Annotated in this window: 22 protein-coding genes and 1 riboswitch; of the genes, 9 read left to right on the plus strand and 13 right to left on the minus strand. The window is 70.0% G+C overall.

Annotation, left to right across the window (positions count from 1 at the left end; translation table 11 throughout):
• Positions 1 to 10: 10 nt before the first annotated feature.
• From ACIGDI_RS37550 to ACIGDI_RS37570, 5 genes are all read right to left on the minus strand, one after another.
• A complete protein-coding gene (locus tag ACIGDI_RS37550) occupies positions 11 to 493 on the minus strand; it encodes an NUDIX domain-containing protein (RefSeq protein ID WP_399906529.1) in 483 nt (160 codons plus the stop codon).
• Between the two features lie 99 nt (positions 494 to 592).
• Positions 593 to 1,498, minus strand: a complete 906-nt coding sequence (locus tag ACIGDI_RS37555; protein WP_399906532.1) for a LysR family transcriptional regulator — start codon at positions 1,496 to 1,498, stop codon at positions 593 to 595.
• Between the two features lie 229 nt (positions 1,499 to 1,727).
• Positions 1,728 to 2,879: a cystathionine gamma-lyase gene (locus ACIGDI_RS37560; protein ID WP_399906534.1), complete on the minus strand. Its 1,152-nt coding sequence runs from the start codon at positions 2,877 to 2,879 to the stop codon at positions 1,728 to 1,730.
• Positions 2,876 to 3,367 (minus strand): low molecular weight protein-tyrosine-phosphatase, encoded by a 492-nt coding sequence (locus ACIGDI_RS37565; RefSeq protein WP_399906536.1) that lies wholly within the window; start codon positions 3,365 to 3,367, stop codon positions 2,876 to 2,878. The genes ACIGDI_RS37560 and ACIGDI_RS37565 overlap by 4 nt, the downstream gene beginning before the upstream one ends.
• Positions 3,368 to 3,374: 7 nt before the next feature.
• On the minus strand, positions 3,375 to 3,752 hold the full coding sequence (locus ACIGDI_RS37570) for a phage holin family protein (protein ID WP_399906539.1): 378 nt from the start codon (positions 3,750 to 3,752) through the stop codon (positions 3,375 to 3,377).
• A gap of 59 nt (positions 3,753 to 3,811) precedes the next feature.
• Here ACIGDI_RS37570 and ACIGDI_RS37575 point away from each other — a divergent pair, with 59 nt between their 5' ends.
• The 4 genes from ACIGDI_RS37575 to ACIGDI_RS37590 all read left to right on the plus strand — a co-directional run bounded on the left by ACIGDI_RS37575 (position 3,812) and on the right by ACIGDI_RS37590 (position 6,201).
• The gene (locus tag ACIGDI_RS37575; RefSeq protein WP_200703065.1) at positions 3,812 to 4,129 is read left to right on the plus strand and encodes a cupin domain-containing protein; all 318 of its coding nucleotides are present in this window, start codon (positions 3,812 to 3,814) and stop codon (positions 4,127 to 4,129) included.
• A 178-nt stretch (positions 4,130 to 4,307) separates the two neighbouring features.
• Positions 4,308 to 4,520 (plus strand): DUF5326 family protein, encoded by a 213-nt coding sequence (locus tag ACIGDI_RS37580; protein ID WP_200703064.1) that lies wholly within the window; start codon positions 4,308 to 4,310, stop codon positions 4,518 to 4,520.
• A 410-nt stretch (positions 4,521 to 4,930) separates the two neighbouring features.
• Positions 4,931 to 5,665, plus strand: a complete 735-nt coding sequence (locus tag ACIGDI_RS37585; protein ID WP_399906756.1) for an IclR family transcriptional regulator — start codon at positions 4,931 to 4,933, stop codon at positions 5,663 to 5,665.
• Positions 5,666 to 5,763: 98 nt separating this feature from the next.
• Entirely contained in the window at positions 5,764 to 6,201 is a 438-nt protein-coding gene (locus ACIGDI_RS37590) for an SsgA family sporulation/cell division regulator (RefSeq protein ID WP_142153520.1), read from the plus strand.
• A 120-nt stretch (positions 6,202 to 6,321) separates the two neighbouring features.
• On the opposite strand, the gene ACIGDI_RS37595 is transcribed toward ACIGDI_RS37590, so the two are convergent.
• The gene (locus tag ACIGDI_RS37595) at positions 6,322 to 7,851 is read right to left on the minus strand and encodes a YibE/F family protein (protein ID WP_399906544.1); all 1,530 of its coding nucleotides are present in this window, start codon (positions 7,849 to 7,851) and stop codon (positions 6,322 to 6,324) included.
• Positions 7,852 to 7,922: 71 nt separating this feature from the next.
• A riboswitch (TPP riboswitch) is annotated at positions 7,923 to 8,112 on the plus strand.
• Between ACIGDI_RS37595 and thiC the strand changes: the two genes are divergently transcribed.
• Positions 8,105 to 9,913: a phosphomethylpyrimidine synthase ThiC gene (thiC, locus tag ACIGDI_RS37600; protein WP_399906547.1), complete on the plus strand. Its 1,809-nt coding sequence runs from the start codon at positions 8,105 to 8,107 to the stop codon at positions 9,911 to 9,913. Its footprint overlaps the riboswitch before it by 8 nt.
• Positions 9,914 to 10,090: 177 nt before the next feature.
• On the opposite strand, the gene ACIGDI_RS37605 is transcribed toward thiC, so the two are convergent.
• From ACIGDI_RS37605 to ACIGDI_RS37615, 3 genes are all read right to left on the minus strand, one after another.
• On the minus strand, positions 10,091 to 10,957 hold the full coding sequence (locus tag ACIGDI_RS37605; RefSeq protein ID WP_399906550.1) for a hypothetical protein: 867 nt from the start codon (positions 10,955 to 10,957) through the stop codon (positions 10,091 to 10,093).
• A gap of 191 nt (positions 10,958 to 11,148) precedes the next feature.
• Positions 11,149 to 12,225 carry a metallophosphoesterase gene (locus ACIGDI_RS37610; protein ID WP_200701785.1) on the minus strand — a complete coding sequence of 359 codons (1,077 nt, stop codon included), beginning with the start codon at positions 12,223 to 12,225 and terminating at the stop codon, positions 11,149 to 11,151.
• A gap of 200 nt (positions 12,226 to 12,425) precedes the next feature.
• Positions 12,426 to 13,538: a LacI family DNA-binding transcriptional regulator gene (locus ACIGDI_RS37615; RefSeq protein ID WP_399906553.1), complete on the minus strand. Its 1,113-nt coding sequence runs from the start codon at positions 13,536 to 13,538 to the stop codon at positions 12,426 to 12,428.
• A 418-nt stretch (positions 13,539 to 13,956) separates the two neighbouring features.
• Between ACIGDI_RS37615 and hisC the strand changes: the two genes are divergently transcribed.
• From hisC to cydD, 4 genes are all read left to right on the plus strand, one after another.
• Positions 13,957 to 15,036 (plus strand): histidinol-phosphate transaminase, encoded by a 1,080-nt coding sequence (gene hisC / locus ACIGDI_RS37620; RefSeq protein ID WP_399906556.1) that lies wholly within the window; start codon positions 13,957 to 13,959, stop codon positions 15,034 to 15,036.
• Between the two features lie 480 nt (positions 15,037 to 15,516).
• Positions 15,517 to 17,025, plus strand: a complete 1,509-nt coding sequence (locus ACIGDI_RS37625; protein ID WP_399906558.1) for a cytochrome ubiquinol oxidase subunit I — start codon at positions 15,517 to 15,519, stop codon at positions 17,023 to 17,025.
• 18 nt (positions 17,026 to 17,043) lie between these two features.
• Positions 17,044 to 18,048 (plus strand): cytochrome d ubiquinol oxidase subunit II, encoded by a 1,005-nt coding sequence (gene cydB / locus ACIGDI_RS37630; protein WP_399906559.1) that lies wholly within the window; start codon positions 17,044 to 17,046, stop codon positions 18,046 to 18,048.
• 59 nt (positions 18,049 to 18,107) lie between these two features.
• Entirely contained in the window at positions 18,108 to 21,602 is a 3,495-nt protein-coding gene (gene cydD / locus ACIGDI_RS37635; protein ID WP_399906561.1) for a thiol reductant ABC exporter subunit CydD, read from the plus strand.
• A 55-nt stretch (positions 21,603 to 21,657) separates the two neighbouring features.
• Here the strand turns inward: cydD and ACIGDI_RS37640 are convergent, their stop codons facing one another.
• From ACIGDI_RS37640 to ACIGDI_RS37655, 4 genes are all read right to left on the minus strand, one after another.
• On the minus strand, positions 21,658 to 22,545 hold the full coding sequence (locus ACIGDI_RS37640; RefSeq protein ID WP_399906563.1) for an HAD hydrolase family protein: 888 nt from the start codon (positions 22,543 to 22,545) through the stop codon (positions 21,658 to 21,660).
• 76 nt (positions 22,546 to 22,621) lie between these two features.
• Positions 22,622 to 23,524 carry an LLM class flavin-dependent oxidoreductase gene (locus ACIGDI_RS37645; protein ID WP_399906565.1) on the minus strand — a complete coding sequence of 301 codons (903 nt, stop codon included), beginning with the start codon at positions 23,522 to 23,524 and terminating at the stop codon, positions 22,622 to 22,624.
• Between the two features lie 51 nt (positions 23,525 to 23,575).
• The gene (locus ACIGDI_RS37650) at positions 23,576 to 24,022 is read right to left on the minus strand and encodes a hypothetical protein (RefSeq protein ID WP_399906567.1); all 447 of its coding nucleotides are present in this window, start codon (positions 24,020 to 24,022) and stop codon (positions 23,576 to 23,578) included.
• Positions 24,023 to 24,041: 19 nt separating this feature from the next.
• Positions 24,042 to 24,590 carry an RNA 2'-phosphotransferase gene (locus ACIGDI_RS37655; protein ID WP_399906569.1) on the minus strand — a complete coding sequence of 183 codons (549 nt, stop codon included), beginning with the start codon at positions 24,588 to 24,590 and terminating at the stop codon, positions 24,042 to 24,044.
• Positions 24,591 to 24,648: the final 58 nt, after the last annotated feature.

Here is a 24,648-nt window from a genome sequence, read left to right on the forward strand (position 1 = left end):
CGGCCGCGGCTCAGCCCAGGTCCGGGGCGTGCATGGCGCGCACGCCCTCGATGTTGCCGTCCAGATAGTGCCGCAGCGACAGCGGTACGAGGTGGACGGAGGCGATCCCGACCCGGGTGAACGGCACGCGGACGATCTCGTACTCGCCGGCGGGCTCCTCGACCTCGGGACCGTGCCGCAGGTTCGGGTCCATGGACTCCAGACGGCAGACGAAGAAGTGCTGCACCTTCACGCCGGTCGCGCCGGCGTCCTCGCCGATGTGCTCGACGGTGTCGACGAAACAGGGCACCACATCGGTGATCTTCGCGCCGAGCTCCTCGTACACCTCTCGGTGCAGGGCGTCGACGACGGTCGTGTCGCTGGGCTCGACCCCGCCACCGGGAGTGACCCAGTAGGGATCTACGCCGGGCTTCGTGCGCTTGATGAGGATCAGGGCGTCGCCGTCCAGCAGAACGGCACGGGCGGTGCGCTTGACCACGGGTCGGACGGTCATGGGGGGAATGTGGCCCGGATGGTTCCACGTGAAACATCGCAAGTCGTCACCGGCCGAGCTCACCCCGTAACCGCCGCTCGGGCTGGCGAAAACCGCAGGTCAGCACCAGTCGGCCGCTGCCCCCAACAGCCATTCGTGTGCCCGTGCGATGTGCGGCATCGCGAGCGTGCCGGTACGGACCACGAGGAAGTACGTCCGCAGCGGCGGCACCGCGGGATCGTGCAGGGCCACGACCTGTCCCCGCTCCAGCGCGTTCGCGCACAGATAGCGGGGCAGCACCGCGAGACCGCCACCCGCCACGGCACAGGCGAGGACGGCGCGCAGGTCGGGGACGATGACGGTGCCCGGGGCGGCCGGGCGGGAGTCGAAGACGGAGGCCCAGTAGCGCGAGACGAAGGGCAGCGACTCGTGCACCTCGATCACGGGGACGTCTTCGAGGGCGGGTGCGCCCTTGCGTCGAGGCTTCAAGCGGCCGATCTTCTCGGCCCGCGCCGCGGAGGCGACCAGGACGTGCTCCTCGTCGCAGAGCGGAGTCGCCGTGAGGAGGGCGCCGCGCGGACGTGCCGTACTGATGGCCAGATCGTGATGCCCGGCGGCGAGCCCCTCCAGGGTCTCCTCGGCGTTCCCGAAGGAGGCGCGCAGCGCGAAGCCCTGGCCGTCCTCGCCGGTCAGCTCGGTGAGAGCGGGCAGCGCGCGTTCCGCGGTGAACTCGGGGGGACCGGCGAGATGCAGGGTCCGTAAGGAGGACTCGTCGTCGAGGCCGGTCTCCGCGATCTCCACCAGGGCGTCGAGGTGCGGGGCGGCCTTGTGCGCGAGCTCGTCCCCGATGGTCGTCGGGGTCACTCCGCGGGCCTGCCGCAGGAACAGGGGGCGGCCCAGCTGCCGTTCCAGTGTGCGTATCTGGGAGGTCACAGCCGGCTGTGACAGGCCGAGCAGGGCGGCGGCGCGGGTGAAGGAGCCGGCCCGGTGCACCGTGACGAACGTGCGCAGCAAGGCCAGATCCATGGTCCGCCCTCCCCCTTTCCCTGCCCATTCTCCGGCCCCGGGCAGGGCCCAACTATAAATAAGTCGATAGGTCTCTGTCGCTACTGTGATTGGACACTGACAGAGAGTCAACTAGCCTTGGTCGCGCGGTTCTTCGCGCGCGGAACCGAGGGCGGTCCGAGCCACGAGGGGGGAGGCTCGGACCGCCCGTCACACACGATGGGACGCCCGCTCGTAGCCCGTGAGCCGGTCACTCGGCGGACTCCTCCAGAGCCCGCAGGACGTCCGCCACCAGGTCCTCGGGGTCCTCGGCGCCGACCGAGAAGCGGATGAAGCCCTCCGGCACCGGATCCCCGCCCCAGCGCCGGCGCCGCTCGGCCGTCGACCGCACGCCGCCGAAGCTCGTCGCGTCGTCCACGAGCCGCAGCGCCTGCAGAAAACGCTCGGCACGCGCGCGCGTGGGCAGCGTGAAGGAGATGACGCACCCGTAGCGGCGCATCTGCTGAGCGGCGACCTTGTGCGAGGCGTCGTCGGGCAGCCCGGGATAGCGCAGCCCGCTGATCTCGGGCCGATCCCGCAGCACCTCGGCGAGCGTGAGGGCCGTGGCGCACTGCCGGTCCACCCGCAGCTGGAGCGTGGCGATCGAACGGTGTGCGAGCCAGGCCTCCATGGGCCCCGGGATCGCACCGACGATCTTGCGCCAGCGGCGTACGGCCGCCATGGCCTCGGCGTCCCGCCCGACGACGTAGCCGAGCAGGACGTCCCCGTGCCCGGTGAGCTGCTTGGTGCCGCTGGCCACGGCGAAGTCGGCGCCCAGCTCCAGCGGACGCTGCCCCAGAGGCGTCGCGAGGGTGTTGTCGACGGCGACGAGCGCGCCACGCGCGTGTGCCGCCTCGGTGAGGCGCCGGATGTCGCACACGTCCAGCCCGGGGTTCGACGGCGTCTCGATCCACAGCAGCTTCGCGCCGTCGAGGACGTCGAGCTGAGCGTCGTTCGCCGTCGGGGCGGCGCGCACCTCGACGCCGTACGCCTCGAGCTGGGCGCGGACCATGGGGAGCACCTGGTAGCCGTCGGCGGGCAGTACGACGGCGTCCCCGGCGCTCACCTGGGAGAACAGCACCGCCGAGATGGCGGCCATGCCCGAGGCGAAGGTGAGCGTCTCCACGTCCGCCCGGCCGGGTGCCTCCAGTTCGCCGATGGCGCGTTCCAGCAGCGTCCAGGTGGGGTTGTCGTCGCGGCCGTAGGTGTACGGGCCGCTGACGTCGCCCGGCAGGTGGAAGTGGGCGGCGAACACCGGGCCGGGAAGGGTCGGCTCGTTCTTGGCCGTCTCGGGCAGTCCCGCCCGCACCGCGCGCGTGCCGTCACCGTCGCCCGAAGGCCTGTCGGTCGCGGAACCACTCATGCCGCCCGTCCCTCCACCTGCTCGCGTACCGCGGCGAGGAGGCCCTCGCTCGCCGCCTCCACCATCTCAAGGCACTCCTCGAAGCCTTCCATGCCCCCGTAGTACGGGTCGGGCACGTCCAGGTCGTCGCCCGCGGCGGGGTCGTACGAGCGCAGCAGCCGCACCTTCGCCGCGTCCTCCGGGGTCGGCGCGAGACGGCGCAGAGCCCTGAGGTGGCCCGCGTCGAGGGCGATGACGAGGTCCAGACGGGAGAACCACGAGGCATGGAACTGCCGGGCGATGTGAGCGCCGTCGTAGCCGTTCTCCCGAAGGACGGAGACGGTGCGCGGGTCGGCTCCGTCGCCCTCGTGCCAGCCGCCGGTGCCCGCGCTGTCCACCTCGACCAGGCCGTCGAGCCCGACTTCCTGAACGCGGGTGCGGAAGACGGACTCGGCCATCGGGGAGCGGCAGATGTTGCCGGTGCAGACGAAGCAGACGCGGTAGCTCATCGTCCGCTCAGTCCTCGTCCGGCAGAACGACGCTCAGCGCCCAGGAGACGATCGAGATGATCAGGCCGCCGAGGACCGCCGTCCAGAAGCCCTCGACGTGGAAGCTCAGGTCGAGCTTGCCGGCCAGCCACGAGGTCAGCAGCAGCATCAGGGCGTTGACGACGAGCGTGAACAGGCCGAGCGTCAGGATGACGAACGGCAGGGACAGCAGCTTCACGATCGGCTTGATCAGCCAGTTCACCAGACCGAAGAGCAGGGCGACGAGGATCAGCGTCCAGGCCTTCTTGGCGGTGCTGTCGCCGGTCAGGGTGATCTTGTCCAGCAGCCATACCGCGACCGCCAGGGCGCCCGCGTTCACGATCGTCTTGACTACGAAATTCTTCATGTGTCTGATCGTTGCAGACCAGATCGGCTACGAGAATCGGGACGAGGACGGCAACGGCGATGAAGGCATTCCGGCTGGACGAACTTGAGGCGGAACGCGCCGCCAACGACGGTGCCTACCTGCAGTTTCTGCGGGAACGGAACATGTCCGTCGGCCTGTACGCGCTCGACGCCGGCGAGCATGATCCACAGAAGCCGCACAACCAGGACGAGGTCTACTTCGTTGTGAGCGGCCGCGCCGCGATCACCGTCGGCCTGGAGACGACCCAGGTGGCCCGCGGCAGCGTGATCTACGTGCCGGCCGGCGTCGCCCACAAGTTCCACCACATCAGCGAGGACCTCAGGGTGCTCGTGGTGTTCTCTCCGCCGGAGAGCTGAGCCGCGGCCTCGGGGTTCCCTAGGGGTTCGATCAGGGGAGGACAAGGGATGCGAGGCCCCCGGCGGACCCCCTCACGGCCCTAGCATCGATGGCAGGACAGAAGAAGGATCCGGTACAGAGCCCCGGGTCACCGACGACCCGGCATAAGCGACGGGCGGAGAGACAAGGACGAGAGCAATGGGAGAGATCTTCTCGGGACTGCCCTGGTGGGTGAAGTGGATCGCCGTGCCGGTCATCGCCCTGGTCGTGTTCGGCGGCCTCATAGCCACGGTCGTCGGCTTCGTCATCGGGCTGCTGTTCAAGGCGCTGGTCTTCGTGGCGCTCGTCGGTGGACTCATCTATGTCGTACGGAAGTTCACGTCGAGCTCCTCGTCGCGCAGCGACTGGTGACGGCCGTGGGAGACCGGTGACCGGTAACGGGAATCACCGGTTCCCTCGGGGGAGGGAAGTTTCCCGGGCAGACCGTCCGCAAGCGGTGGCGGGCGGTTAGAGTCCGGAACTCGTCGCGGGAACGACCCCGGTGAGCGGCGCACCCCTCCCCGTGTTACCCCACAGCACGGGAAACCCCCCTTGTGCTTCTGGAGTGACCCTTGGCCACCGTAGACACCGCACTCACCTCCCCCCACGCACCACCGACCCCGGCGGCCGCCGCCACCCCCCGTCTCCGGCCCCCGAAACAACCCGGCCCCGGAACGCAGGGACGCGCGGCCGGGGTCCCGGCGCCGTCACGCGCCACTTCTGCGGCACCGAGGTCGTCGCACGCCACGACCCCTGCCGCACAGCCGCAGTCCGCGACCCTCATCGGTTCCGTCCAGCGCGCGATGAGACTGCTGGAATGCGTCGCGGGACGCGCGAACGGAGCCCCCGCCAAGCAGCTCGCCCGCGAGACCGGACTGGCGCTCCCGACGGCGTACCACCTGCTGCGCACCCTGGTGCACGAGGGCTATCTGCGCAGGGAAAAGGGTCTGTTCTTCCTCGGCGAGGCGGCCGAGCGGCTCGGCAGCAGCGGAGCCCAGCAGAAACGTCGCAGCACGATCGTGGACGCGCTCGCCGGCTTTCGCGACGCGATCGGCGTCCCCGTGTACTACGCCGTGTACCAGGACGGCGAGATCGAGATCAGGTGCGTCTCCGACACCCCGGGCAATCCGGCGGTCGAGGAATGGGCGGACTTCCGCGAGACCGGGCACGCCCACGCGATCGGGCAGTGCCTGCTGTCCCAGCTGGACGAGCAGGGCCGCCGCGATCACCTTCAGCGTCACCCCGTGCAGCCCGTCACCCCGTACACGGTGCCCGACGGCCGAGCCCTGCTGCGCCGGCTCGAACGGACTCCGCGGATGGAGGCGGTGACGGAGCGGCAGGAGTACGTGTTGGGGACGGTCTGCGCGGCCATCCCCATCACCCTGGGTACGACGGCCGCCACGATGGCCATCTCCCTGCCGTGCCATCAGGCGGACCGTCTGCTGCCGGTGGCGCGGCAGCTGCAGAGCGAGATCGGGCGTCTGCTGGGGTCTCTCGCCATCTCTATCAGTATGTGAAAACTCACTCCTTGTGATCTGTTGTGTACGTTCAGCAATATTTCACCTGTGTCAGGGGATGATTCCCAGCCAGACGGCTACAAATGACGGGGTAGGCGATGCGCGAGTCGGTACAGGCAGAGGTCATGATGAGCTTCCTCGTCTCCGAGGAGCTCTCTTTCCGCATTCCGGTGGAGCTGCGTTACGAGTCCTGTGATCCCTATGCCGTGCGGCTGACCTTCCATCTCCCGGGCGACGACCCGGTGACCTGGGCGTTCGGCCGGGAGTTGCTGATCGACGGGGTCGGCAGACCGTCCGGCGACGGGGACGTGCGGGTCTCGCCCGTCGAACCGGAGTCGCTCGGCGATGTCCTGATCCGGCTTCAGGTGGGCTGTGACCAGGCGCTGTTCCGTTCGTCCACCGCCCCGCTCATCGCCTTCCTCGACCGCACCGACAAGCTCGTGCCGTTGGGCCAGGAGGGTGCGCTCGCCGACTTCGACGCCCACCTCGACGAGGCGCTGGACCGGATCCTGGCGGAGGAGCAGAGCGCGGGCTGAGACCGGCACGGCCGCGGAGACGGCGGAACACTTCGGCGCGGGGCACGGAAGACGCAGGAACGCTTCTCTCGCGCGGGCGGGAGCTGCCCCGGGCTCGACACTCGAGGCGCCCTTCGGGGCTCAGTGCTTGCGGCGTCGTCCCTTCCCCGAGCGCGCCGGAGCCGAGGACGTCTGCGCCGCCATGGCGGCCTCCGGACGGTCGGCCGAGACCACCAGCGCCGCCAGCAGCGTGGTGACCGGCACCGAGGCGACCAGGCCGATCGAGCCCACCAGCGTGCGCACGATCTCCTCGGCCACCAGTTCGCTGTTGGCGACCGCCCCCACACTGCTCTGCGCGATGGAGAAGAGCAGCAGCAACGGCAGCGCGGCGCCCGCGTAGGCGAGGACGAGGGTGTTGACGACGGAGGCGATGTGGTCGCGTCCGATGCGGATGCCGGCCCGGTACAGCCCGCGCCAGCCCATGGCCGGGTTGGCCTCGTGCAGCTCCCAGACGGCCGAGGTCTGGGTGACGGTGACGTCGTCGAGCACCCCGAGCGAGCCGATGATGACGCCGGCGAGCAGTAGACCGCTCATGTCGATCGACGGGTACAGGCCGTGGATCAGACCGGTGTTGTCGTCGGTGTTGCCGGTCAGTGCGGCCCAGCCGATGAACTGCGAACCGAGGATGCCGATCAGCACCAGGGAGATCAGGGTGCCGAGGACGGCCACGGAGGTGCGGGCGGACAGGCCGTGGCACATGTAGAGGGCGATCAGCATGATGGCGCTCGACCCGATGACGGCCACGACCAGGGGGTTCGAGCCCTGCAGGATCGCGGGCAGGATGAAGAAGTTCAGGATCAGGAAGCTGATGGCGAGCGCGACCAGCGCCATGACGCCTCGCAAGCGTCCGACGATCACGACGGCGACGGCGAAGATCCCGGCCAGCAGGGCCATCGGGAAGCGCCGGTTGACGTCGGTCACCGAGTACTGCAGGTTCTTCGGCGCAGAGGGCTCGTAGGCGACGACGACCTTCTCGCCCTGGTGCAGTTGCCGGGACTGGTCCGGCTGCACGATCTCGACGAACGTACGGCCCTTGTCGGGGCCGGTGTCGACGCGGACGGTGGCCTTCTTGCAGGTGCCCTTGGCCTCCTGCTGGGCGGAGGAGCCACCGGCGGCCGAGGTGGCGCCGACCGAGCCCCCGCCGGAGGCGTTGACCGACTTGCAGCTGACCTCGACGACCCTGGTGACCGTCGCCTGCTGGGACTGCCGGTCGAAGCCCACCCCGGTCCGCTGGTGCGCCGGGGCTCCGCCGGGCCACAACACCACGAGTCCGACCACTACGGCCGCGGCGAAGGGGATGAGGATCGCCCCGATCACCTTGCGCAGATGCCGGGATACGGGGGCCGCCGGGCCATGGCTGTGACTGTGCCCGTGACCGCCACCGGAGCCGTGCCCCTGGCCACCGCGTTCATGGTCATCGGACACGTGGTCGTGCGCATGCTGCTCACGGCCACCGGGCGCGTGCCCGTGCGTGTGCTGCTCATGGCCACCAAACGCGTGCCCGTGCGCGTGCTGCTCACGGCCCCCGGGGGGACCCGGGGCATCGCCGCTTACGGAGCCGGGCCGGCGGGGCTGCTCCGGCGGGTACGAGGGCTGCTGCGTGGTGGTCACCGCCCGATCATCGCAAGAACGGCAGAGGCCCCCTGTTCACCGCGCCAGAAATGACGCTAGCGTGGAGGCACCTTTGCACACGCGGGAGCTCGGAGCACCGGGCTGAGAGGGCGCTGACCTCCGTCCCAGCGATGTTTCACGTGGAACATCACCGAACTCGAGTGATGTTCCCCACGAAACGTCGACAGACGGAAACCGCTGCGTCGACCGCCGAACCTGTTACCGGGTAATGCCGGCGTAGGGAGTAGGTCTCATGACCAACAAGGACGTACGCACGCCTGCCTCCAGCAAGGACGAGCAGCCCGTTCAGGGCGCGCAGTCCCAGGAGGCCGGGAAGTCCATCGGCTGGCACAAGGCATACGTCGAGGGTTCGCGCCCCGATGTGCGGGTGCCGGTCCGTCAGGTGCACCTCACCAACGGGCAGTCGGTCACGTTGTACGACACATCCGGCCCGTACACCGATCCACTCGTCGACACCGATGTCCGCAGGGGGCTGCCGCCGCTCAGGGAGAACTGGATCATCTCCCGCGGCGACACCGAGGAGTACGCGGGTCGCCCCGTCCGTCCCGAGGACGACGGGATCAAGCACACCGCGCCCCGCGGCGGTCTGCGCAACCTCGACGCGGTCTTCCCGGGACGGCCGCGCCTGCCGCGCCGCGGTCGCGGCGGCGAGGCGGTCACCCAACTCGCCTATGCGCGCCGGGGCGAGATCACCCCGGAGATGGAGTACGTGGCCGTCCGGGAGAACGTCTCCCCGGAGGTCGTCCGCGAGGAGATCGCGGCGGGCAGGGCCGTACTGCCCGCCAACGTCAACCACCCGGAGATCGAGCCGATGATCATCGGCAAGCGTTTCCTGGTGAAGGTCAACGCCAACATCGGCAACTCGGCGGTGACGTCCTCCATCGAGGAAGAGGTCGAGAAGATGACCTGGGCGACCCGCTGGGGCGCCGACACGGTCATGGATCTCTCCACCGGCCGCAACATCCACACCACCCGCGAGTGGGTGCTGCGCAACTCCCCTGTCCCCATCGGCACGGTGCCGCTCTATCAGGCGCTGGAGAAGGTGGACGGCCGTGCCGAGGAATTGACCTGGGAGATCTACAAGGACACGGTCATCGAACAGGCCGAGCAGGGCGTGGACTACATGACGGTCCACGCGGGCGTCCGCCTCCCGTACGTCCCGCTCACCGCCAACCGCAAGACCGGCATCGTCTCGCGCGGTGGCTCGATCATGGCCGCGTGGTGCCTCGCGCACCACAAGGAGTCGTTCCTCTACGAGAACTTCGAGGAACTCTGCGAGATCCTCGCCGCCTATGACGTCACGTACTCGCTCGGCGACGGCCTCCGGCCCGGCTCGATCGCGGACGCCAACGACGAGGCGCAGTTCGCGGAGTTGCGCACGCTCGGGGAACTCAACACGATCGCCAAGCGTTTCAACGTACAGACCATGATCGAGGGCCCGGGGCACGTCCCGATGCACAAGATCAAGGAGAACATCGACCTTCAGCAGGAGATCTGCGATGAGGCTCCGTTCTATACGCTCGGCCCGCTGACCACGGACATCGCCCCGGCGTACGACCACATCACCTCCGGCATCGGCGCCGCGATGATCGCCTGGTGGGGTACGGCCATGCTCTGCTACGTCACCCCCAAGGAACACCTGGGCCTGCCCAACCGGGACGACGTCAAGACCGGCGTCATCACCTACAAGATCGCCGCCCATGCCGCCGACCTCGCCAAGGGCCACCCGGGTGCCCAGGAGTGGGACGACGCCCTGTCCGACGCCCGCTTCGAGTTCCGGTGGGAGGACCAGTTCAACCTGGCCCTGGACCCGGACACGGCACGGGAGTTCCACGACGAGACCCTTCCGGCGGAGCCGGCCAAGACCGCCCACTTCTGCTCGATGTGCGGGCCGAAGTTCTGCTCCATGAAGATCTCCCAGGACATCCGCCGCGAGCATGGCGGCACCCGGGAGGAGGTCGAGGAGGGCATGGCGCAGAAGTCGAAGGAGTTCGCCGCGGCCGGGAACCGCGTGTATCTGCCGATCACCGAACAGCCGTAGCCCCGCGGGGCGGCTCCTGCCTCACGGCCGAGGCGTGGGCCGCCCTACGCCACAGGGAGGTAGAGCCTCGCCAGCCGGGGCAGTCGCCGACGCATCTCCATGGCGTAGTCGAAGTCGAAGTTCGGCTTGCGCTCCCCCGAAGGGGGCCTTCCCGTGGTGGAGGGCGCAAGCCGAGGGTCACTCCGGCTGGTGTTCCGGGCCTCCGAAGTCCGGGCTGGTGTAGTCCGGGCTCGTGAAGCTCGGCCGGTGGCCGCGGGCCGGGCCGTCGTCGGGGCTGCTGAAGCCCGGGCGGTCGTAGCCGAGTTGCGGCATGCGGCTCGTCGGCGCCGAGGGTGCCGTGCTGTTCAGGGCGGCCGCCGCGCCGGGGTCGGCGAGGGCTTCCCGCAGGAACGGCAGGACGCCACGCTCCAGCAGCGCCTCGCGCCAGGCGTCCTTGGCGCGTGCCACCTCTCCGCTCAGCTCTCCGTACGGTCCGGCTTCGAGGGCCGGACGGTTGCGCAGCGCGGTCAGGAGCAGTCCCACCGCGGCCACGAGGATGGCGGCCGCGGTCATCGCGCCGAACACCCAACCAGCGGTGATCATGGTCTTGCCGAACATCTGCTTGGGTGCGACCGACCTGATGACGTACCCGACGAGCAGGAATATCACCGCGGCCGTTCCGGCGAGGACGGGGGTCAGGACGGCGGCGACGGCGACGGCGCCCGCGCCGGCGGGTTCGACGGCCTCGCCGAGGGTGGCAGCGAGCCCCATCGCGTCCGTGCCCGGCTCCGTGGAGCCCGACGCGCGGGTGGACGGGGTGGACGACGCCGGCTGGCGCAGTTCCTCGCGAACCTTCACGTAGTGCTGGTACTCGGTCGCCGCGGCCGCCGTGATGAGTGCGGTGGCGTTCAGCGCCATGGTGCGCAGCTGTTCGTTGTTCAGCCGCTGTCCCACAGCGGCCAGTTCCGGGCGGTGTGGGGCGGAGCGCAGCGCCTCATCGAGGACCCGCTCATACTCCTGGCGGTCCTCGCTCAGCAGGTGCTGCGGAACGCTGTTCATGTGCATCCCCCGATGCTCCGTAGGGCTTGGGGCTCGCATGCCAACGAGCCGTCGGGCAGAAACGGAGGGGAGCCTGCTACGGATAAGCCGATGGTAGAGCCGGGACGGCACAGGTCGACAGGGGGTTTCCGGAAATTGGGTCCTGGCCTGCGCCGTTTGTCGCGGCTCCGTCGTGGGGGCGCCTGCCCCGTGAACGTTCAGATATCCAGCGGAAGTTGTCGGACCAGCAGCTTTCCGGCCATGGTCACCCCGCCGTCCATCGCGATGGCCAGGCCTTCCGCGTAGACGTGCGGTCCCTCGACCACGGGGCCCGTGTCGTCCTCGCCCTCCTCGGAGCCGACCTCACCCAGGAGATAGGGGATGGGGCTGTGACCGTGAACGACGCGGGTGCCGCCGTACGTATCCAGCAGGGAGCGTGCGGCGTCCGCGCCGCCTTCGTCGCGGAAGGAGAAGCGCTTGGTGAACTTGCGGAACAGGTCCCAGCATTCGTCGGCGTCGTTGCGGGTGAGGGTCTCGCGGATCGTGTCGTTGACCGCCTCGATCGAGTCGCCGTAGTCGAGGTAGGCGGTGGTGTCCGAGTGCAGGAGCAGATAGCCGTCGACCTCCTCGACGGCGTCGAGGCGGGCCATCCACTGCAGGTGATGGTCCTGGAGGCGGTCCATGTCGGTCTTCTGGCCGCCGTTGAGCAGCCAGGCCGCCTGGAAGGTGGCGGTGCCCGCGCCGGAGTTGACGGGGGTGTCGCCGAACCGCTTGGCGCCGAGCAGCAGCAGCTCGTGGTTGCCCATGAGCGCCTTGCAGTAGCCGCCGGCCGCGGCCGCCTCGGCGGACAGCCGCATCACCAGCTCGATGACGCCGATGCCGTCGGGCCCGCGGTCGGTGAAGTCGCCGAGGAACCACAGCCTGGCGGTGCCGGCGCACCAGTTCCCGCCCGCGTCGATCAGCCCCTGCTCCTGCAGCGCGGCCACCAGTTCGTCCAGGTAGCCGTGGACGTCGCCGACGACGAAGAGCGGGCCGACGCCGTCGTTCGGCTGCGGAACCGCCTGGGCCGCGGGGTCGACGGGCACCTGGAGCGTGTCACCGCGGTTGATGACGGGCAGGTCGCGCTCGGTCGGCGTGTAGCCCTCGGGATACGTCTCCTCGTGGGGCGGTACGACGTCGCCGGGGTGCGTGCTGTGGCCGTACGGACCGGTCTCGTGGACGTACGCAGGCACCCGGAAGTCGCGCAACGTCGCCGTACGCTCCGTCTCGGGTCCCTGACCGGCCCCCTGAGTCATCAGACCCCTCCACCATCGCGCCGCATCTGCACCGCTTCGGACTGCCTGGTCGCAGCGGCCCGCGGTGTCGTGGGCCCATCATAGGAATGCGGATCGCGCCATGTGATGACCCAGGGGTGGTGAATCGGCGCAAGAGTCCAGTTCACCGCGGCTTTCGCCCCGATTGGGCAGGGCTTCGACCGCTGCTGACAGCGCTTGTTTCACTCCTCTTCGGGCGAACGCGGCGGGCTGACCGTCGTACGCGGGGCACGCCGCTGCGACGAGGTGCGCACGATCAGTTCCGTCGGTATCACCTGCTCGACCGGTTGGTCCGATTCGACCCCCTCGATCGCGTCGATGAGCAGCTGCACCACCGCCGTGCCGATCCGGCGCGGCTTCAGTGAGAGTGTGGTGATGGGCGGCTCGGTGGTGGCGTACACCCCGGATTCGCTGCAGCAGACCAGAAGCAGGTCGTCCGGTACGCGCAGGCCGTAGCGACGGGCGGCGGCGAGCAAATCGGTGCCGTTGGGGTCGAACAGGCCGTAGACGGCGTCCGGGCGGTCCGGACGGGCCAGCAGCCGGTCGGCGGCGACGGCCCCCGCACACGGGTCGTGCGCCGGGTAGGCCTCGTACACCGGGTCCTGGCCGACGCGCTCGCACCAGCGCAGGTACGCCGTGGTCGACAGGTGGGTGTACGTGTCCGTCGACGTCCCCGTCAGCAGGCCGATGCGGCGGGCGCCGGCGTCGGCCAGGTGGTCGAGGATCCCGAGTACGGCGGCCTCGTGGTCGTTGTCGACCCACGCGGTGACCGGCAGTGAGCCGGCCGGGCGGCCGTCGGAGACCACCGGTAAACCCTGCCGGACCAGTTCGCTGACCACCGGGTCCTGGTCGGAGGGGTCGATGACGACCGTGCCGTCCAGGGCGACGTTCGACCACACGTCGTGGCGCGAGGTCGCCGGGAGGATCACCAGCGCGTAGCCGCGGGCGAGCGCGGCGGAGGTGGCGGCCCGCGCCATCTCGGCGAAGTACGCGAACTCGGTGAAGGTGAAAGGTTCATCCCCGTACGTCGTCACCGTCAGGCCGATGAGGCCCGACTTGCCGGTACGGAGCGTGCGGGCCGCGGCCGAGGGGCGGTACCCCAGCCTGTCGGCGACCTCGCGTACATGGCGTCGGGTGGCGTCCGGGAGCCTGCCCTTGCCGTTCAGGGCATCGGAGACGGTCGTGATGGAGACTCCGGCGGCGGCGGCGACGTCTCTGATGCCCGCCCGGCCCGGCCGGCTGCCTCGACGTGAGGTTTCCGCGCGGCTCACCTGGTGCTTCCCTGCTGCTGTCATGGCGAGCCGATAGTAGGGCTCATGCGGTGGGGTAGGGCGGACGCATATGCACGCGTTGACAGGCACGTTTCTGCAAGGTCAATTGACGCCAACTGCCTTTGAATGCAAGTCAGTTGAACGATCCAATGGCATTACGTGACTTGTCGGCACGCATGAGCCTGCCAAGTCCCCGATGTTTCGAAGAGGTCTCAACTCACCTGCACGGGTGATGCGCGCCAGGGCGTGAGCCACCGGCGCATAGATATATGTGGCCGCGCCCCCTGGATTCGTCTGCCTTCGTGTGGTGTTGCCCGTGATGCGTGTGGGACGGATGAGGTCCGTCCCCACCAGTACGCAGCGGCGGCGAATCCTCATAAGGTGAGGAGTATTGGAAGCCGGCGGCGCGGACGGGCCGCCGGTGGTCGCGAGGAGGACTGCGGTGAGCGAGACGAGCCCCAAGCTGCGAGCCGAGCTGGCGGGGATCCCCACCTACAAGCCGGGCAAGCCCGCCGCGGCCGGTGGGCCGGTGGCCTACAAGCTGTCCTCCAACGAGAACCCCTATCCGCCGCTGCCGGGAGTGATGGAGACGGTGACGGCCGCCGTCTCGACGTTCAACCGCTACCCCGACATGGCCTGCACGGGCCTGATGAACGAGCTCTCCGACCGCTTCGGTGTCCCGCTCTCCCACCTGGCCACGGGCACCGGTTCCGTCGGCGTCGCCCAGCAGCTGATCCAGGCGACCTCGGGCCCGGGCGACGAGGTCATCTACGCCTGGCGGTCGTTCGAGGCGTACCCGATCATCACCCAGATCAGCGGCGCGAGGTCCGTCCAGGTGCCGCTGACAGCCGGCGACGTGCACGACCTGGACGCCATGGCGGACGCCATCACCGACCGCACCCGCCTCGTCTTCGTCTGCAACCCCAACAACCCGACGGGCACCGTCGTGCGCAGGGCCGAGCTGGAACGGTTCCTCGACCGGGTGCCGGGCGATGTGCTGGTGGTCCTGGACGAGGCGTACCGCGAGTTCATCCGTGACCCCGAGGTGCCGGACGGCGTGGAGCTGTACCGGAACCGGCCGAACGTGTGCGTGCTGCGCACCTTCTCCAAGGCCTACGGACTCGCTGGGCTGCGCGTCGGCTTCGCGATTGCCCACGAGCCGGTGGCGGCGGCGCTGCGCAAGACCGCGGTGCCCTTCGGCGTGAGCCAGCTCGCGCAGGAGGCGGCGATCGCTTCGCTGCGCGCCGAGGACGAACTGCTGGGCCGTGTCGGCTCGCTGGTCTGCGAGCGCGTGCGGGTGGCCGACGGGCTGCGGGCCCAGGGCTGGACCGTGCCCGAGACCCAGGCCAACTTCGTGTGGCTACGGCTGGGGGAGCAGACGGTCGCTTTCGCGCGGGCCTGCGAGCAGCACGGTGTGGTGGTCCGGCCGTTCCCCGGCGAGGGTGTGCGGGTGACGATCGGAGAGACCGAGGCGAACGACATCTTCCTGAAGGTGGCGGAAAACTTCCGCAAGGAGCTGTAGCAGCCGGTCGGTCGGGCCCCTGCCCGGCCACCGCTTACGGTCGGTCGGGCCTCCGCTCGGCCACCGCTTCCACGGCGGTCGCGCCTCTGCGCGGCCGCCGTTTCCGGATCTACGGGGGCCGCCGTTTCCCGATGTACGGGTCCGTCGTCCCGTACGGTTGTCAGCGGGCGTGGGTTTCACGTGAAACTGCGATGGCGCGACGGCAGCACCCCTCGGTTCAACGGCATGTTGAACCGGTTCCCGGCAGGGTGCCGCGTGGCCCTGGTGCCATCCCCTGATGGCCCCTTCCAGGCACCCTCATGGCCCAGGTCGTCCGCCCTCATGGCCCAAGCGGGACCCCCTTTCGAGCTTCGATACTCAGTGCGTCATAATCGTCTTGTGAATGTGAACGCGTTCACAAGCGTGTCCCGGTTGCTCCGCTGATGTGTGTGACATAAGGGGCAAACTGCCGCTACCACGGCGATGTAAGGAGACTGCGACGTGGATTTGGCTCTGGCGCCGGAGACACTGGCGCGATGGCAGTTCGGCATCACCACCGTCTACCACTTCCTGTTCGTCCCGCTGACGATCTCGCTGGCCGCCCTGACGGCCGGCCTGCAGACCGCGTGGGTGCGCACAGACAAGGAGAAGTACCTCAGGGCCACGAAGTTCTGGGGCAAGCTCTTCCTGATCAACATCGCGATGGGTGTGGTCACCGGAATCGTGCAGGAGTTCCAGTTCGGCATGAACTGGTCCGACTACTCGCGGTTCGTCGGTGACATCTTCGGTGCCCCCCTCGCCTTCGAGGCGCTGATCGCGTTCTTCTTCGAGTCGACCTTCATCGGTCTGTGGATCTTCGGCTGGGACAAGCTGCCGAAGAAGATCCATCTGGCCTGCATCTGGATGGTCTCGATCGGCACGATCCTGTCGGCGTACTTCATCCTCGCGGCCAACTCCTGGATGCAGCACCCGGTCGGCTACCGGATCAACAAGGCCAAGGGACGGGCGGAGCTCACCGACTTCTGGGCCGTGCTGACCCAGAACACCGCGCTCAGCCAGGTCTTCCACACGCTGTCCGCGGCGTTCCTGACCGGCGGCGCGTTCATGGTCGGCATCGCCGCGTGGCACCTGTTCCGCAAGAGCCACGTCTCCGTGATGAAGACCTCACTGCGGCTGGGCCTGGTCACGGTCGTCATCGCGGGCCTGCTCACCGCCATCAGCGGTGACACCCTCGGCAAGGTCATGTTCAAGCAGCAGCCGATGAAGATGGCCGCGGCGGAGGCGCTCTGGGACGGTCAGGACTCCGCGCCGTTCTCGATCTTCGCGGTCGGTGATGTCGACAAGGGTCACAACAAGGTGGCCATAGAGATTCCGGGCCTGCTGTCCTACCTCGCCAACGGTGACTTCGGTTCCCATGTGCCCGGCATCAACGACGTCAACAAGGCCGAGCAGCAGAAGTACGGGCCGGGTGACTACCGCCCCGTCATCCCCGTCACCTACTGGGGCTTCCGCTGGATGATCGGCTTCGGTATGGCGTCCTTCGCCATCGGCGCGGCCGGACTGTGGCTGACCCGCAAGAAGTTCATGCTGCCGCAGCACCTGAGGGTCGGTGAGGACGAGGTTCCGCACCTGGTCCTGTTCAAGAACAAGGCGCTCAGCCCCAAGCTCGGCAGGGTGTACTGGCTGCTGGCCATCTGGACGCTCGGCTTCCCGCTGATCGCCAACTCCTGGGGCTGGATCTTCACCGAGATGGGCCGGCAGCCGTGGGTCGTCTTCGGTGTCCTGCAGACCCGCAGCGCGGTCTCGCCCGGCGTCGGCCAGGGCGAGGTCCTCACCTCCATGATCGTCTTCACCCTCCTGTACGCCGCTCTCGCCGTCGTCGAGGTCAAGCTGCTCGCCAAGTACGTCAAGGCCGGGCCGCCCGAGCTCACCGAGGCCGACCTCAACCCGCCCACGAAGATCGGCGGCGACTCCCGTGACGCCGACAAGCCGATGGCCTTCTCGTACTAGGCCCAGGGAGATCGAGACATGCAACTTCACGACGTCTGGTTCGTCCTCATCGCCGTCCTGTGGACCGGCTACTTCTTCCTGGAGGGCTTCGACTTCGGGGTCGGCATCCTCACCAAGCTGCTCGCCCGGGACCGCGCCGAGAAGCGGGTGCTGATCAACACGATCGGCCCGGTCTGGGACGGCAACGAGGTGTGGCTGCTCACCGCGGGCGGCGCGACCTTCGCCGCCTTCCCCGAGTGGTACGCCACGCTCTTCTCGGGCTTCTACCTGCCGTTGCTGATCATCCTGGTCTGCCTGATCGTCCGGGGTGTCGCCTTCGAGTACCGCGCGAAGCGGCCCGAGGAGAACTGGCAGCGCAACTGGGAGACCGCGATCTTCTGGTCCTCGCTGATCCCCGCGTTCCTGTGGGGTGTGGCCTTCGGCAACATCGTGCGAGGCGTGAAGATCGACAAGAGCTTCGAGTACGTCGGCACCTTCTGGGATCTGCTCAACCCGTACGCCCTGCTCGGCGGCGTCGTCACCCTGACGCTGTTCACCTTCCACGGAGCGGTGTTCACGGCGCTCAAGACGGTCGGGGACATCAGGGAGCGAGCACGGAAGCTGGCCCTGCAGGTCGGTCTCGTGACCGCCGTGGCCGCGCTGGTATTCCTGCTGTGGACGCAGGTCGACAGCGGTGACGGCAAGAGCCTGGTCGCGCTGGTCGTGGCGGTGGCCGCCCTGGTCGGGGCGCTCGCGGCGAACCAGGCCGGGCGCGAGGGATGGTCATTCGCACTGTCCGGGGTCACGATCGTGGCCGCGGTGGCGATGCTCTTCCTGTCGCTCTTCCCGAACGTCATGCCGTCGTCGCTCAACGAGGACTGGAGCCTGACGGTCACCAACGCCTCGTCGAGCCCCTACACCCTGAAGATCATGACCTGGTGCGCGGCGGTCGCCACGCCGATCGTGCTGCTCTACCAGGGCTGGACCTACTGGGTGTTCCGCAAGCGGATCGGCACGCAGCACATCGCAGAGGCCGCGCACTGATTCCCGTTTGGGGCATGTTTCACGTGAAACATGCCCCTTGAGAAGAGAGTGTGTTTCACGTGAAACCGATTGACCCGCGTCTGCTCCGGTACGCCCGTGCCACCCGGCTGTTCATGGTGGCGGTCGTCGGCCTGGGTGCCGTCGGAGCGGCGCTGGTCATCGCTCAGGCGATGCTCATCGCCGAGACGGTGGTCGGTACGTTCCAGCACGGTCTGTCGGTCGGTGAACTGCGCACTCCCCTGCTGCTGTTGGTGGCCGTGGCGGGCGGCCGTGCGCTGGTCTCCTGGCTCACCGAACTCGCCGCCCACCGGGCGAGCGCCGCCGTGAAGTCGGAACTGCGGGGGCGGTTGCTGGAGCGGGCCGTCGCGCTGGGACCCGGTTGGCTGAGCGGGCAGCGGACCGGATCGCTCGTCGCCCTGGCCACACGCGGGGTCGACGCCCTCGACGACTACTTCTCCCGCTATCTGCCGCAGTTGGGCCTCGCGATCGTCGTACCCGTGGCCGTGCTGGCCCGGATCGTCACCGAGGACTGGGTCTCGGCGGCGATCATCATGGGGACCCTGCCGCTCATCCCGGTCTTCATGGTGCTGATCGGCTGGGCCACCCAGTCGCGTATGGACCGTCAATGGCGGCTGCTGTCGCGGCTGTCCGGGCACTTCCTCGACGTGGTGGCCGGGCTGCCGACGCTGAAGGTGTTCGGGCGGGCCAAGGCGCAGGCCGAGTCGATCAAGCGCATCACCGGCGAGTACCGGCAGGCGACCATGCGGACGCTGCGGATCGCCTTCATCTCGTCCTTCGCGCTGGAACTGCTCTCCACCCTCTCGGTGGCGCTGGTCGCCGTGACGATCGGTATGAGGCTGGTCCACGGCGACATGGACCTGTACATCGGGCTCGTCATCCTGGTGCTCGCACCCGAGGCGTATCTGCCGTTGCGGCAGGTGGGCGCGCAGTACCACGCAGCGGCGGAGGGACTGGCGGCGGCCGAGGAGATCTTCGCCGTCCTGGAGGCGCCCCTGCCGGCGCCCGGTACGGCGGCCGTGCCGGCGGGACGCATCGCCTTCGAGGGGCTGACGGTCCGGTACCCGGGGCGGGCCGAGGACGCCGTGTCGGACGTGTCCTTCGCCGTCGAGCCCGGGGAGACGGTGGCGCTCGTCGGCCCGAGCGGCGCGGGCAAGTCGACCTTGCTGCACGTGCTGCTGGGCTTCGTGCCGGTGAGCGAGGGCCGGGTGCGGGTCGGAGGCGTGGATCTCGCGGACGCCGACCTCGGCCAGTGGCGCTCGCAGGTCGCCTGGGTGCCGCAACGGCCGCACCTGTTCGCCGGGACGATCGCCGAGAACGTACGGCTGGCCCGCCCCGAGGCCGACGACGCAGCGGTGCGCCGGGCGCTGGGGGACGCCGGTGCGCTCCCGTTCGTGGACGCGCTGCCCGACGGGGCCGAGACCGTGCTCGGCGAGGACGGCGCCGGTCTCTCCGCCGGCCAGCGGCAGCGGCTGGCGCTGGCCCGGGCGTTCCTGGCGGACCGGCCCGTGCTGCTCCTCGACGAGCCGACGGCCGCGCTGGACGGAGCGACCGAGGCCGAGGTCGTGGAGGCGGTACGGCGGCTGGCCGTGGGACGCACCGTGCTGCTGGTCGTGCATCGCCCGGCGTTGCTGGGAGTGGCGGGCCGGGTGGTGCGGCTGGAGGAGCCCATCGTGCCCGCCGTCGTCGAGGAGGGGGCCTCCGTGGCTCCGCGGGCCGAACGGCCGGCCGTGGTGTCCGACATCGCACAGCGTGAGGCCGCGGCAGGCGAACCGACCGCCACCCCCGGCAGTGTCCTCGCCCGGGTCCGTGCCATGTCCGGCCCCCGCCGCAGCCGTCTCGCCCTCGCCCTGCTGCTCGGCGCTCTGGCCCTCGGCAGCGCCGTCGGCCTGATGGCCACCTCCGGATGGCTGATCTCCCGGGCCTCCCAGCAGCCGCCGGTGCTGTACCTGATGGTGGCGGTGACGGCGACGCGGGCCTTCGGCATCGGTCGGGCCGTCTTCCGCTACGCCGAGCGGCTGGTGTCGCACGACGCGGTGCTGCGCATGCTGGCCGACACCCGGGTCGCCGTCTACCGGCGGCTGGAGCGGCTGGCCCCGGCAGGGCTGCGGCGCACCCGCCGCGGCGACCTGCTCTCGCGGCTCGTCGCCGACGTGGACGCCTTGCAGGACTACTGGCTGCGCTGGCTGCTGCCCGCCGGTGCCGCCGTGATCGTGTCGGCCGGCGCGGTCGGATTCACGGCGTGGCTGCTGCCCGAGGCCGGTGCGGCGCTCGCTGCCGGCCTGGTGGCGGCCGGTGTGGGCGTCCCGCTGGTCACCGGCGCCGTGGCGCGCCGGGCCGAGCGCAGGCTGGCCCCGGCCCGGGGGGAGTTGGCGACGCGGGTGACCGACCTGCTCACCGGCACCGCGGAGCTGACCGTCGCCGGCGCCCTGCCCGCTCGTACCGCCGAGGCGCGACGGGCCGACGGTGTCCTCACCCGGATCGCCTCGCGGGCCGCCACCGCCACCGCGCTCGGCGACGGACTGACCGCGCTGATCTCGGGCCTGACGGTCGCCGCAGCCGCCCTCGCGGGCGCCCAGGGCGTCGCGGACGGCAGGCTGAGCGGCGTGGCGATGGCGGTCGTGGTTCTCACCCCGCTGGCCGCCTTCGAGGCCGTTCTCGGGTTGCCCCTGGCCGTGCAGTACCGGCAGCGGGTGCGCCGCAGCGCGGAGCGCGTGTACGAGGTGCTGGACGCGCCCGATCCGGTACGGGAGCCGGAGCTGCCCCGGCAGGCGCCCGCCACCCCGTTCCCCCTGGCCGTCAGGGGCCTGACGGCCCGGCACGCGGGCCAGGACCGGGACGCGCTCGCCGGCGTCGACCTCAGCCTCGACCAGGGCCGCAGGATCGCCGTGGTCGGCCCGTCCGGCTCCGGCAAGACGACGCTCGCGCAGGTGCTGCTGAGGTTCCTGGACGCGGGCACGGGGTCGTACACGCTGGCCGGTGTGGACGCGTACGCCCTCGACGGCGACGACGTACGACGGCTGGTGGGGCTGTGCGCCCAGGACGCGCACCTCTTCGACAGCTCGGTGCGGGAGAACCTGCTGCTGGCGAAGAGGGACGCCAATGAGAGCGAGCTGCGTGACGCGCTGCGGCGGGCGCGGCTGCTCACCTGGGCGGACAGCCTGCCCGACGGCCTCGACACGCTCGTGGGCGAGCACGGGGCGCGGCTGTCCGGCGGTCAGCGGCAGCGACTGGCACTGGCCCGGGCGCTGCTCGCCGACTTCCCGGTGCTGGTGCTCGACGAGCCGGCCGAGCACCTCGACCTGGCGACGGCGGACGCGCTCACCGCCGATCTGCTGGCCGCCACCGAGGGCCGTACGACGCTGCTCATCACCCACCGCCTGGCAGGGCTGGAGGCGGTCGACGAGGTCGTCGTCCTGGACGCGGGCCGCGTGGTGCAGCGCGGGGCGTACGCGGAGCTGGCCGCGGTGGCGGGGCCGTTGCGGGACATGGTGCGCCGGGAGGCCGAGACGGAGTCGCTGGTGGGGACGGCGTAGCGCGGCGGGGTTCTCGGTCCCCGCCGCGGCGAAACGTTCCGTCGACCGACGCGGGCTACGCCCGCTGGGCCAGCATCCGTTCGATCACGACCGCCACTCCGTCGTCGTTGTTGGCGACCGTGCGGCCCGAGGCGGCGGCGATGACGTCCGGGTGGGCGTTGCCCATGGCGTACGACCGGCCCGCCCAGGTCAGCATCTCGACGTCGTTCGGCATGTCGCCGAAGGCGACGACCTCCTCGTGGGAGATGCCGCGCTCGGCGCAGCACAGGGCGAGCGTGCTGGCCTTGGAGACGCCGGGACCGCTGATCTCCAGCAGGGCGCTGGGGCTGGACCGGGTGACGTTCGCGCGGTCGCCGAGGGCGAGGCGGGCGGTGGTCAGGAAACCGTCCGGGTCGAGCGTGGGGTGATAGGCGAGGATCTTCAGCACGGGTTCGGCGGCGCCGGGGCCGTCCGGCGCGAGCAGGTCCTCGGCGGGAGCGAGCTCGTCCGGGATCTCCATGTGCAGCTTGGGATAGTCCGGCTCCTGGTGGAAGCCGTAGGTCTGCTCGACCGCGTACACCGTGCCGGGCGCCGCCTCGCGGAGCAGCCATACGGCGTCCAGCGCGTTCTCCCGCGCCAGTTCCCGCACCTTCACGAACCGGTGGGCGCCGGGGCCGCCGTGCAGGTCGACCACGGCGGCGCCGTTGCCGCAGATCGCCAGACCGTGGCCGTGGACGTGGTCGCTGACGACGTCCATCCAGCGGGCCGGGCGGCCGGTGACGAAGAAGACCTCGACGCCCGCCTCCTCGGCGGCGGCGAGGGCGGCAACCGTGCGTGGGGAGACCGACTTGTCGTCCCGCAGCAGGGTCCCGTCGAGATCGGTGGCTATGAGCCGGGGCGGGACGGCTGCGGCCGGGGTCTCGGGCTGTCGAGTCGCTGAGGTCACCCGCCCATTCTCCCGCATATGCCCGCACGACCGTGCGGGAGTCCGCGCAGGTGAGTGGTTACCGTCCTCACCTGCACCGTCACACCCTGTCGGCTCAGCCGAGGCGGCTGGAGGCCTCCATGGCGATCTGCTCGAAGACCTTCTCGTCGGCGGCGAAGTCCGAGTCCGGGACGGGCCAGTGGATCACGATCTCCGTGAAGCCCAGCTCACGGTGGCGGCCGGCGAAGTCCACGAACGCCTCCAGCGACTGCAGCGGGCGGGCGCGGTCCGGGGTGAACCCGGTGAGCAGGACCCGGTCCATTCCGGCCACGTCCCGGCCGATCTCGGCGCAGGCGTCGGCCAGTTTCTCGACCTGGCCGCGAATGGCCTGAACCGACTGTTCGGGAGTGCCGTTCTCGTACAGCCGGGGGTCGCCGGTGGTCACCCACGCCTGTCCGTGGCGGGCCGCGAGCCTCATGCCGCGCGGCCCGGTCGCGGCCAGCGCGAAGGGCAGCCGGGGGCGCTGCACGCACCCGGGGATGTTGCGTGCCTCGTGCGCCGAGTAGTAGTCGCCCTCGTACGACACCGCGTCCTCGGTCAGCAGCCGGTCCAGCAGCGGTACGAACTCGGCGAGCCGGTCGGCCCGCTCGCGCGGTGTCCACGGTTCCTGGCCGAGCGCGGTGGCGTCGAAGCCGGTGCCGCCGGCGCCGATGCCGAGGGTCACGCGGCCGCCCGAGATGTCGTCGAGGGAGATCAGCTCCTTGGCGAGGGTCACCGGGTGCCGGAAGTTCGGTGAGGTCACCAGCGTGCCCAGGCGCATCCGGTCGGTCACGGCGGCGGCCGCGGTCAGCGTCGGCAGGGCACCGAACCACGGGCCGTCGCGGAAGGTCCGCCAGGACAGGTGGTCGTAGGTGTAGGCGGTGTGGAAGCCGAGTTGCTCCGCCCGCTGCCATGCCGAACGGCCGCCCTCGTGCCAGCGCCGGTAGGGGAGGATCACGGTGCTCAGACGCAGACTCATGGGGCGAGCGTATGCGGCGCGGCGGGTTTCACGTGAAACGGTCACGGCCTGTCATCGCACGTGGCCGCTGAGCCAGGGGGTGAGGGTGAGCATCGGCAGGTACTCGCGGTGGGTGCGGTCCTGCGGCAGCGGCACGATCAGGAAGTAGCCGGGCGGAAACCGGCGGGCCTTGACGAAGGCGCGGTCGTCGAAGAGGGAGCGCAGGAAGGCGGGCACGTCGTCGCGGGCGACGTCCGGGCACTCGACGCCGTCCACGGTGATCAGTGCGTCGTCGTCCGGGTAGAGCCGGACGCTGACCCGGGGCAGGCCGCCGAACTCGGCGTAGGCCTCGTGCGGCAGGGAGCCGTCCGGGTCGGTGGTGACGCCGACGCCCGCGGCGCTGCGGCGAGAGGTCTGGTCGGCGCCGATGTCGTGGCTGACCTCGATCTCGCGGCCGTACTCCGTGGCGAGGGCGCGCAGGGCGGTGACGGCGGTCTCGGTGCTCGGGAAGTGGTCCATACCTCTGATCATGCAGGGGTCAGTGCGGTTCGGGGAACCGCAGGTACCGCGGCGGTACGGCACGCGTCAGCCACACTCCGTTCTCGCTGACGTGGAAGACGTGGCCGTCGCGGTGCATGGCGCCGGCGTCCACGGAGAGCACGACGGGCCGGCCGCGACGGGCGCCCACGCGGGTCGCCGTCTCGCGGTCGGGCGAGAGGTGGACGTCGTGCCGGTTCATAGGGCGCAGTCCTTCGGCGCGGATCGCGTCCAGGTTGCGGGCCACGGTGCCGTGGTAGAGGTACGGCGGCGGGGTCGCCGGGGCCAGTCCGAGGTCGATGTCGACGCTGTGTCCCTGGCTGGCGCGGATCCGGGAGCCCTCGACGGCGAAGCGCTTCTTGTCGTTGTGCTCGACGACGTGGTCCAGTTCCTCGCGGGTGAAGCGGAAGCCGTGGGCGGCGGCCGCGGCGATCAGTACGTCGATCTCGACCCAGCCCGCCTCGTCGAGGGTCAGCCCGATCCGCTCCGGCTGGTGGCGCAGGTGTTTCGAGAGGTACTTCGACACCTTCACGGTGCGTCTTTCGTCCATCCGCTCAGGATGACGGGAGAGACGCGGATCACGCAGACAATTTTTGGCGCGGAGGTTT

The organism is Streptomyces sp. NPDC085900, assembly GCF_044540925.1.
Taxonomy (GTDB): domain Bacteria; phylum Actinomycetota; class Actinomycetes; order Streptomycetales; family Streptomycetaceae; genus Streptomyces; species Streptomyces gilvifuscus.

Coding starts and splice junctions, on each gene's coding strand:
- cydB (WP_399906559.1), top strand. CDS start 17,044: ATGCAACTTCACGACGTCTGGTTCGTCCTCATCGCCGTCCTGTGGACC.
- ACIGDI_RS37575 (WP_200703065.1), top strand. CDS start 3,812: ATGAAGGCATTCCGGCTGGACGAACTTGAGGCGGAACGCGCCGCCAAC.
- ACIGDI_RS37580 (WP_200703064.1), top strand. CDS start 4,308: ATGGGAGAGATCTTCTCGGGACTGCCCTGGTGGGTGAAGTGGATCGCC.
- ACIGDI_RS37650 (WP_399906567.1), bottom strand. CDS start 24,022: ATGGACCACTTCCCGAGCACCGAGACCGCCGTCACCGCCCTGCGCGCC.
- ACIGDI_RS37640 (WP_399906563.1), bottom strand. CDS start 22,545: ATGCGGGAGAATGGGCGGGTGACCTCAGCGACTCGACAGCCCGAGACC.
- ACIGDI_RS37560 (WP_399906534.1), bottom strand. CDS start 2,879: ATGAGTGGTTCCGCGACCGACAGGCCTTCGGGCGACGGTGACGGCACG.
- ACIGDI_RS37605 (WP_399906550.1), bottom strand. CDS start 10,957: ATGCACATGAACAGCGTTCCGCAGCACCTGCTGAGCGAGGACCGCCAG.
- ACIGDI_RS37590 (WP_142153520.1), top strand. CDS start 5,764: ATGCGCGAGTCGGTACAGGCAGAGGTCATGATGAGCTTCCTCGTCTCC.
- ACIGDI_RS37655 (WP_399906569.1), bottom strand. CDS start 24,590: ATGGACGAAAGACGCACCGTGAAGGTGTCGAAGTACCTCTCGAAACAC.
- ACIGDI_RS37615 (WP_399906553.1), bottom strand. CDS start 13,538: ATGACAGCAGCAGGGAAGCACCAGGTGAGCCGCGCGGAAACCTCACGT.
- ACIGDI_RS37570 (WP_399906539.1), bottom strand. CDS start 3,752: ATGAAGAATTTCGTAGTCAAGACGATCGTGAACGCGGGCGCCCTGGCG.
- ACIGDI_RS37555 (WP_399906532.1), bottom strand. CDS start 1,498: ATGGATCTGGCCTTGCTGCGCACGTTCGTCACGGTGCACCGGGCCGGC.
- ACIGDI_RS37610 (WP_200701785.1), bottom strand. CDS start 12,225: ATGACTCAGGGGGCCGGTCAGGGACCCGAGACGGAGCGTACGGCGACG.
- ACIGDI_RS37565 (WP_399906536.1), bottom strand. CDS start 3,367: ATGAGCTACCGCGTCTGCTTCGTCTGCACCGGCAACATCTGCCGCTCC.
- thiC (WP_399906547.1), top strand. CDS start 8,105: ATGACCAACAAGGACGTACGCACGCCTGCCTCCAGCAAGGACGAGCAG.
- ACIGDI_RS37645 (WP_399906565.1), bottom strand. CDS start 23,524: ATGAGTCTGCGTCTGAGCACCGTGATCCTCCCCTACCGGCGCTGGCAC.
- ACIGDI_RS37550 (WP_399906529.1), bottom strand. CDS start 493: ATGACCGTCCGACCCGTGGTCAAGCGCACCGCCCGTGCCGTTCTGCTG.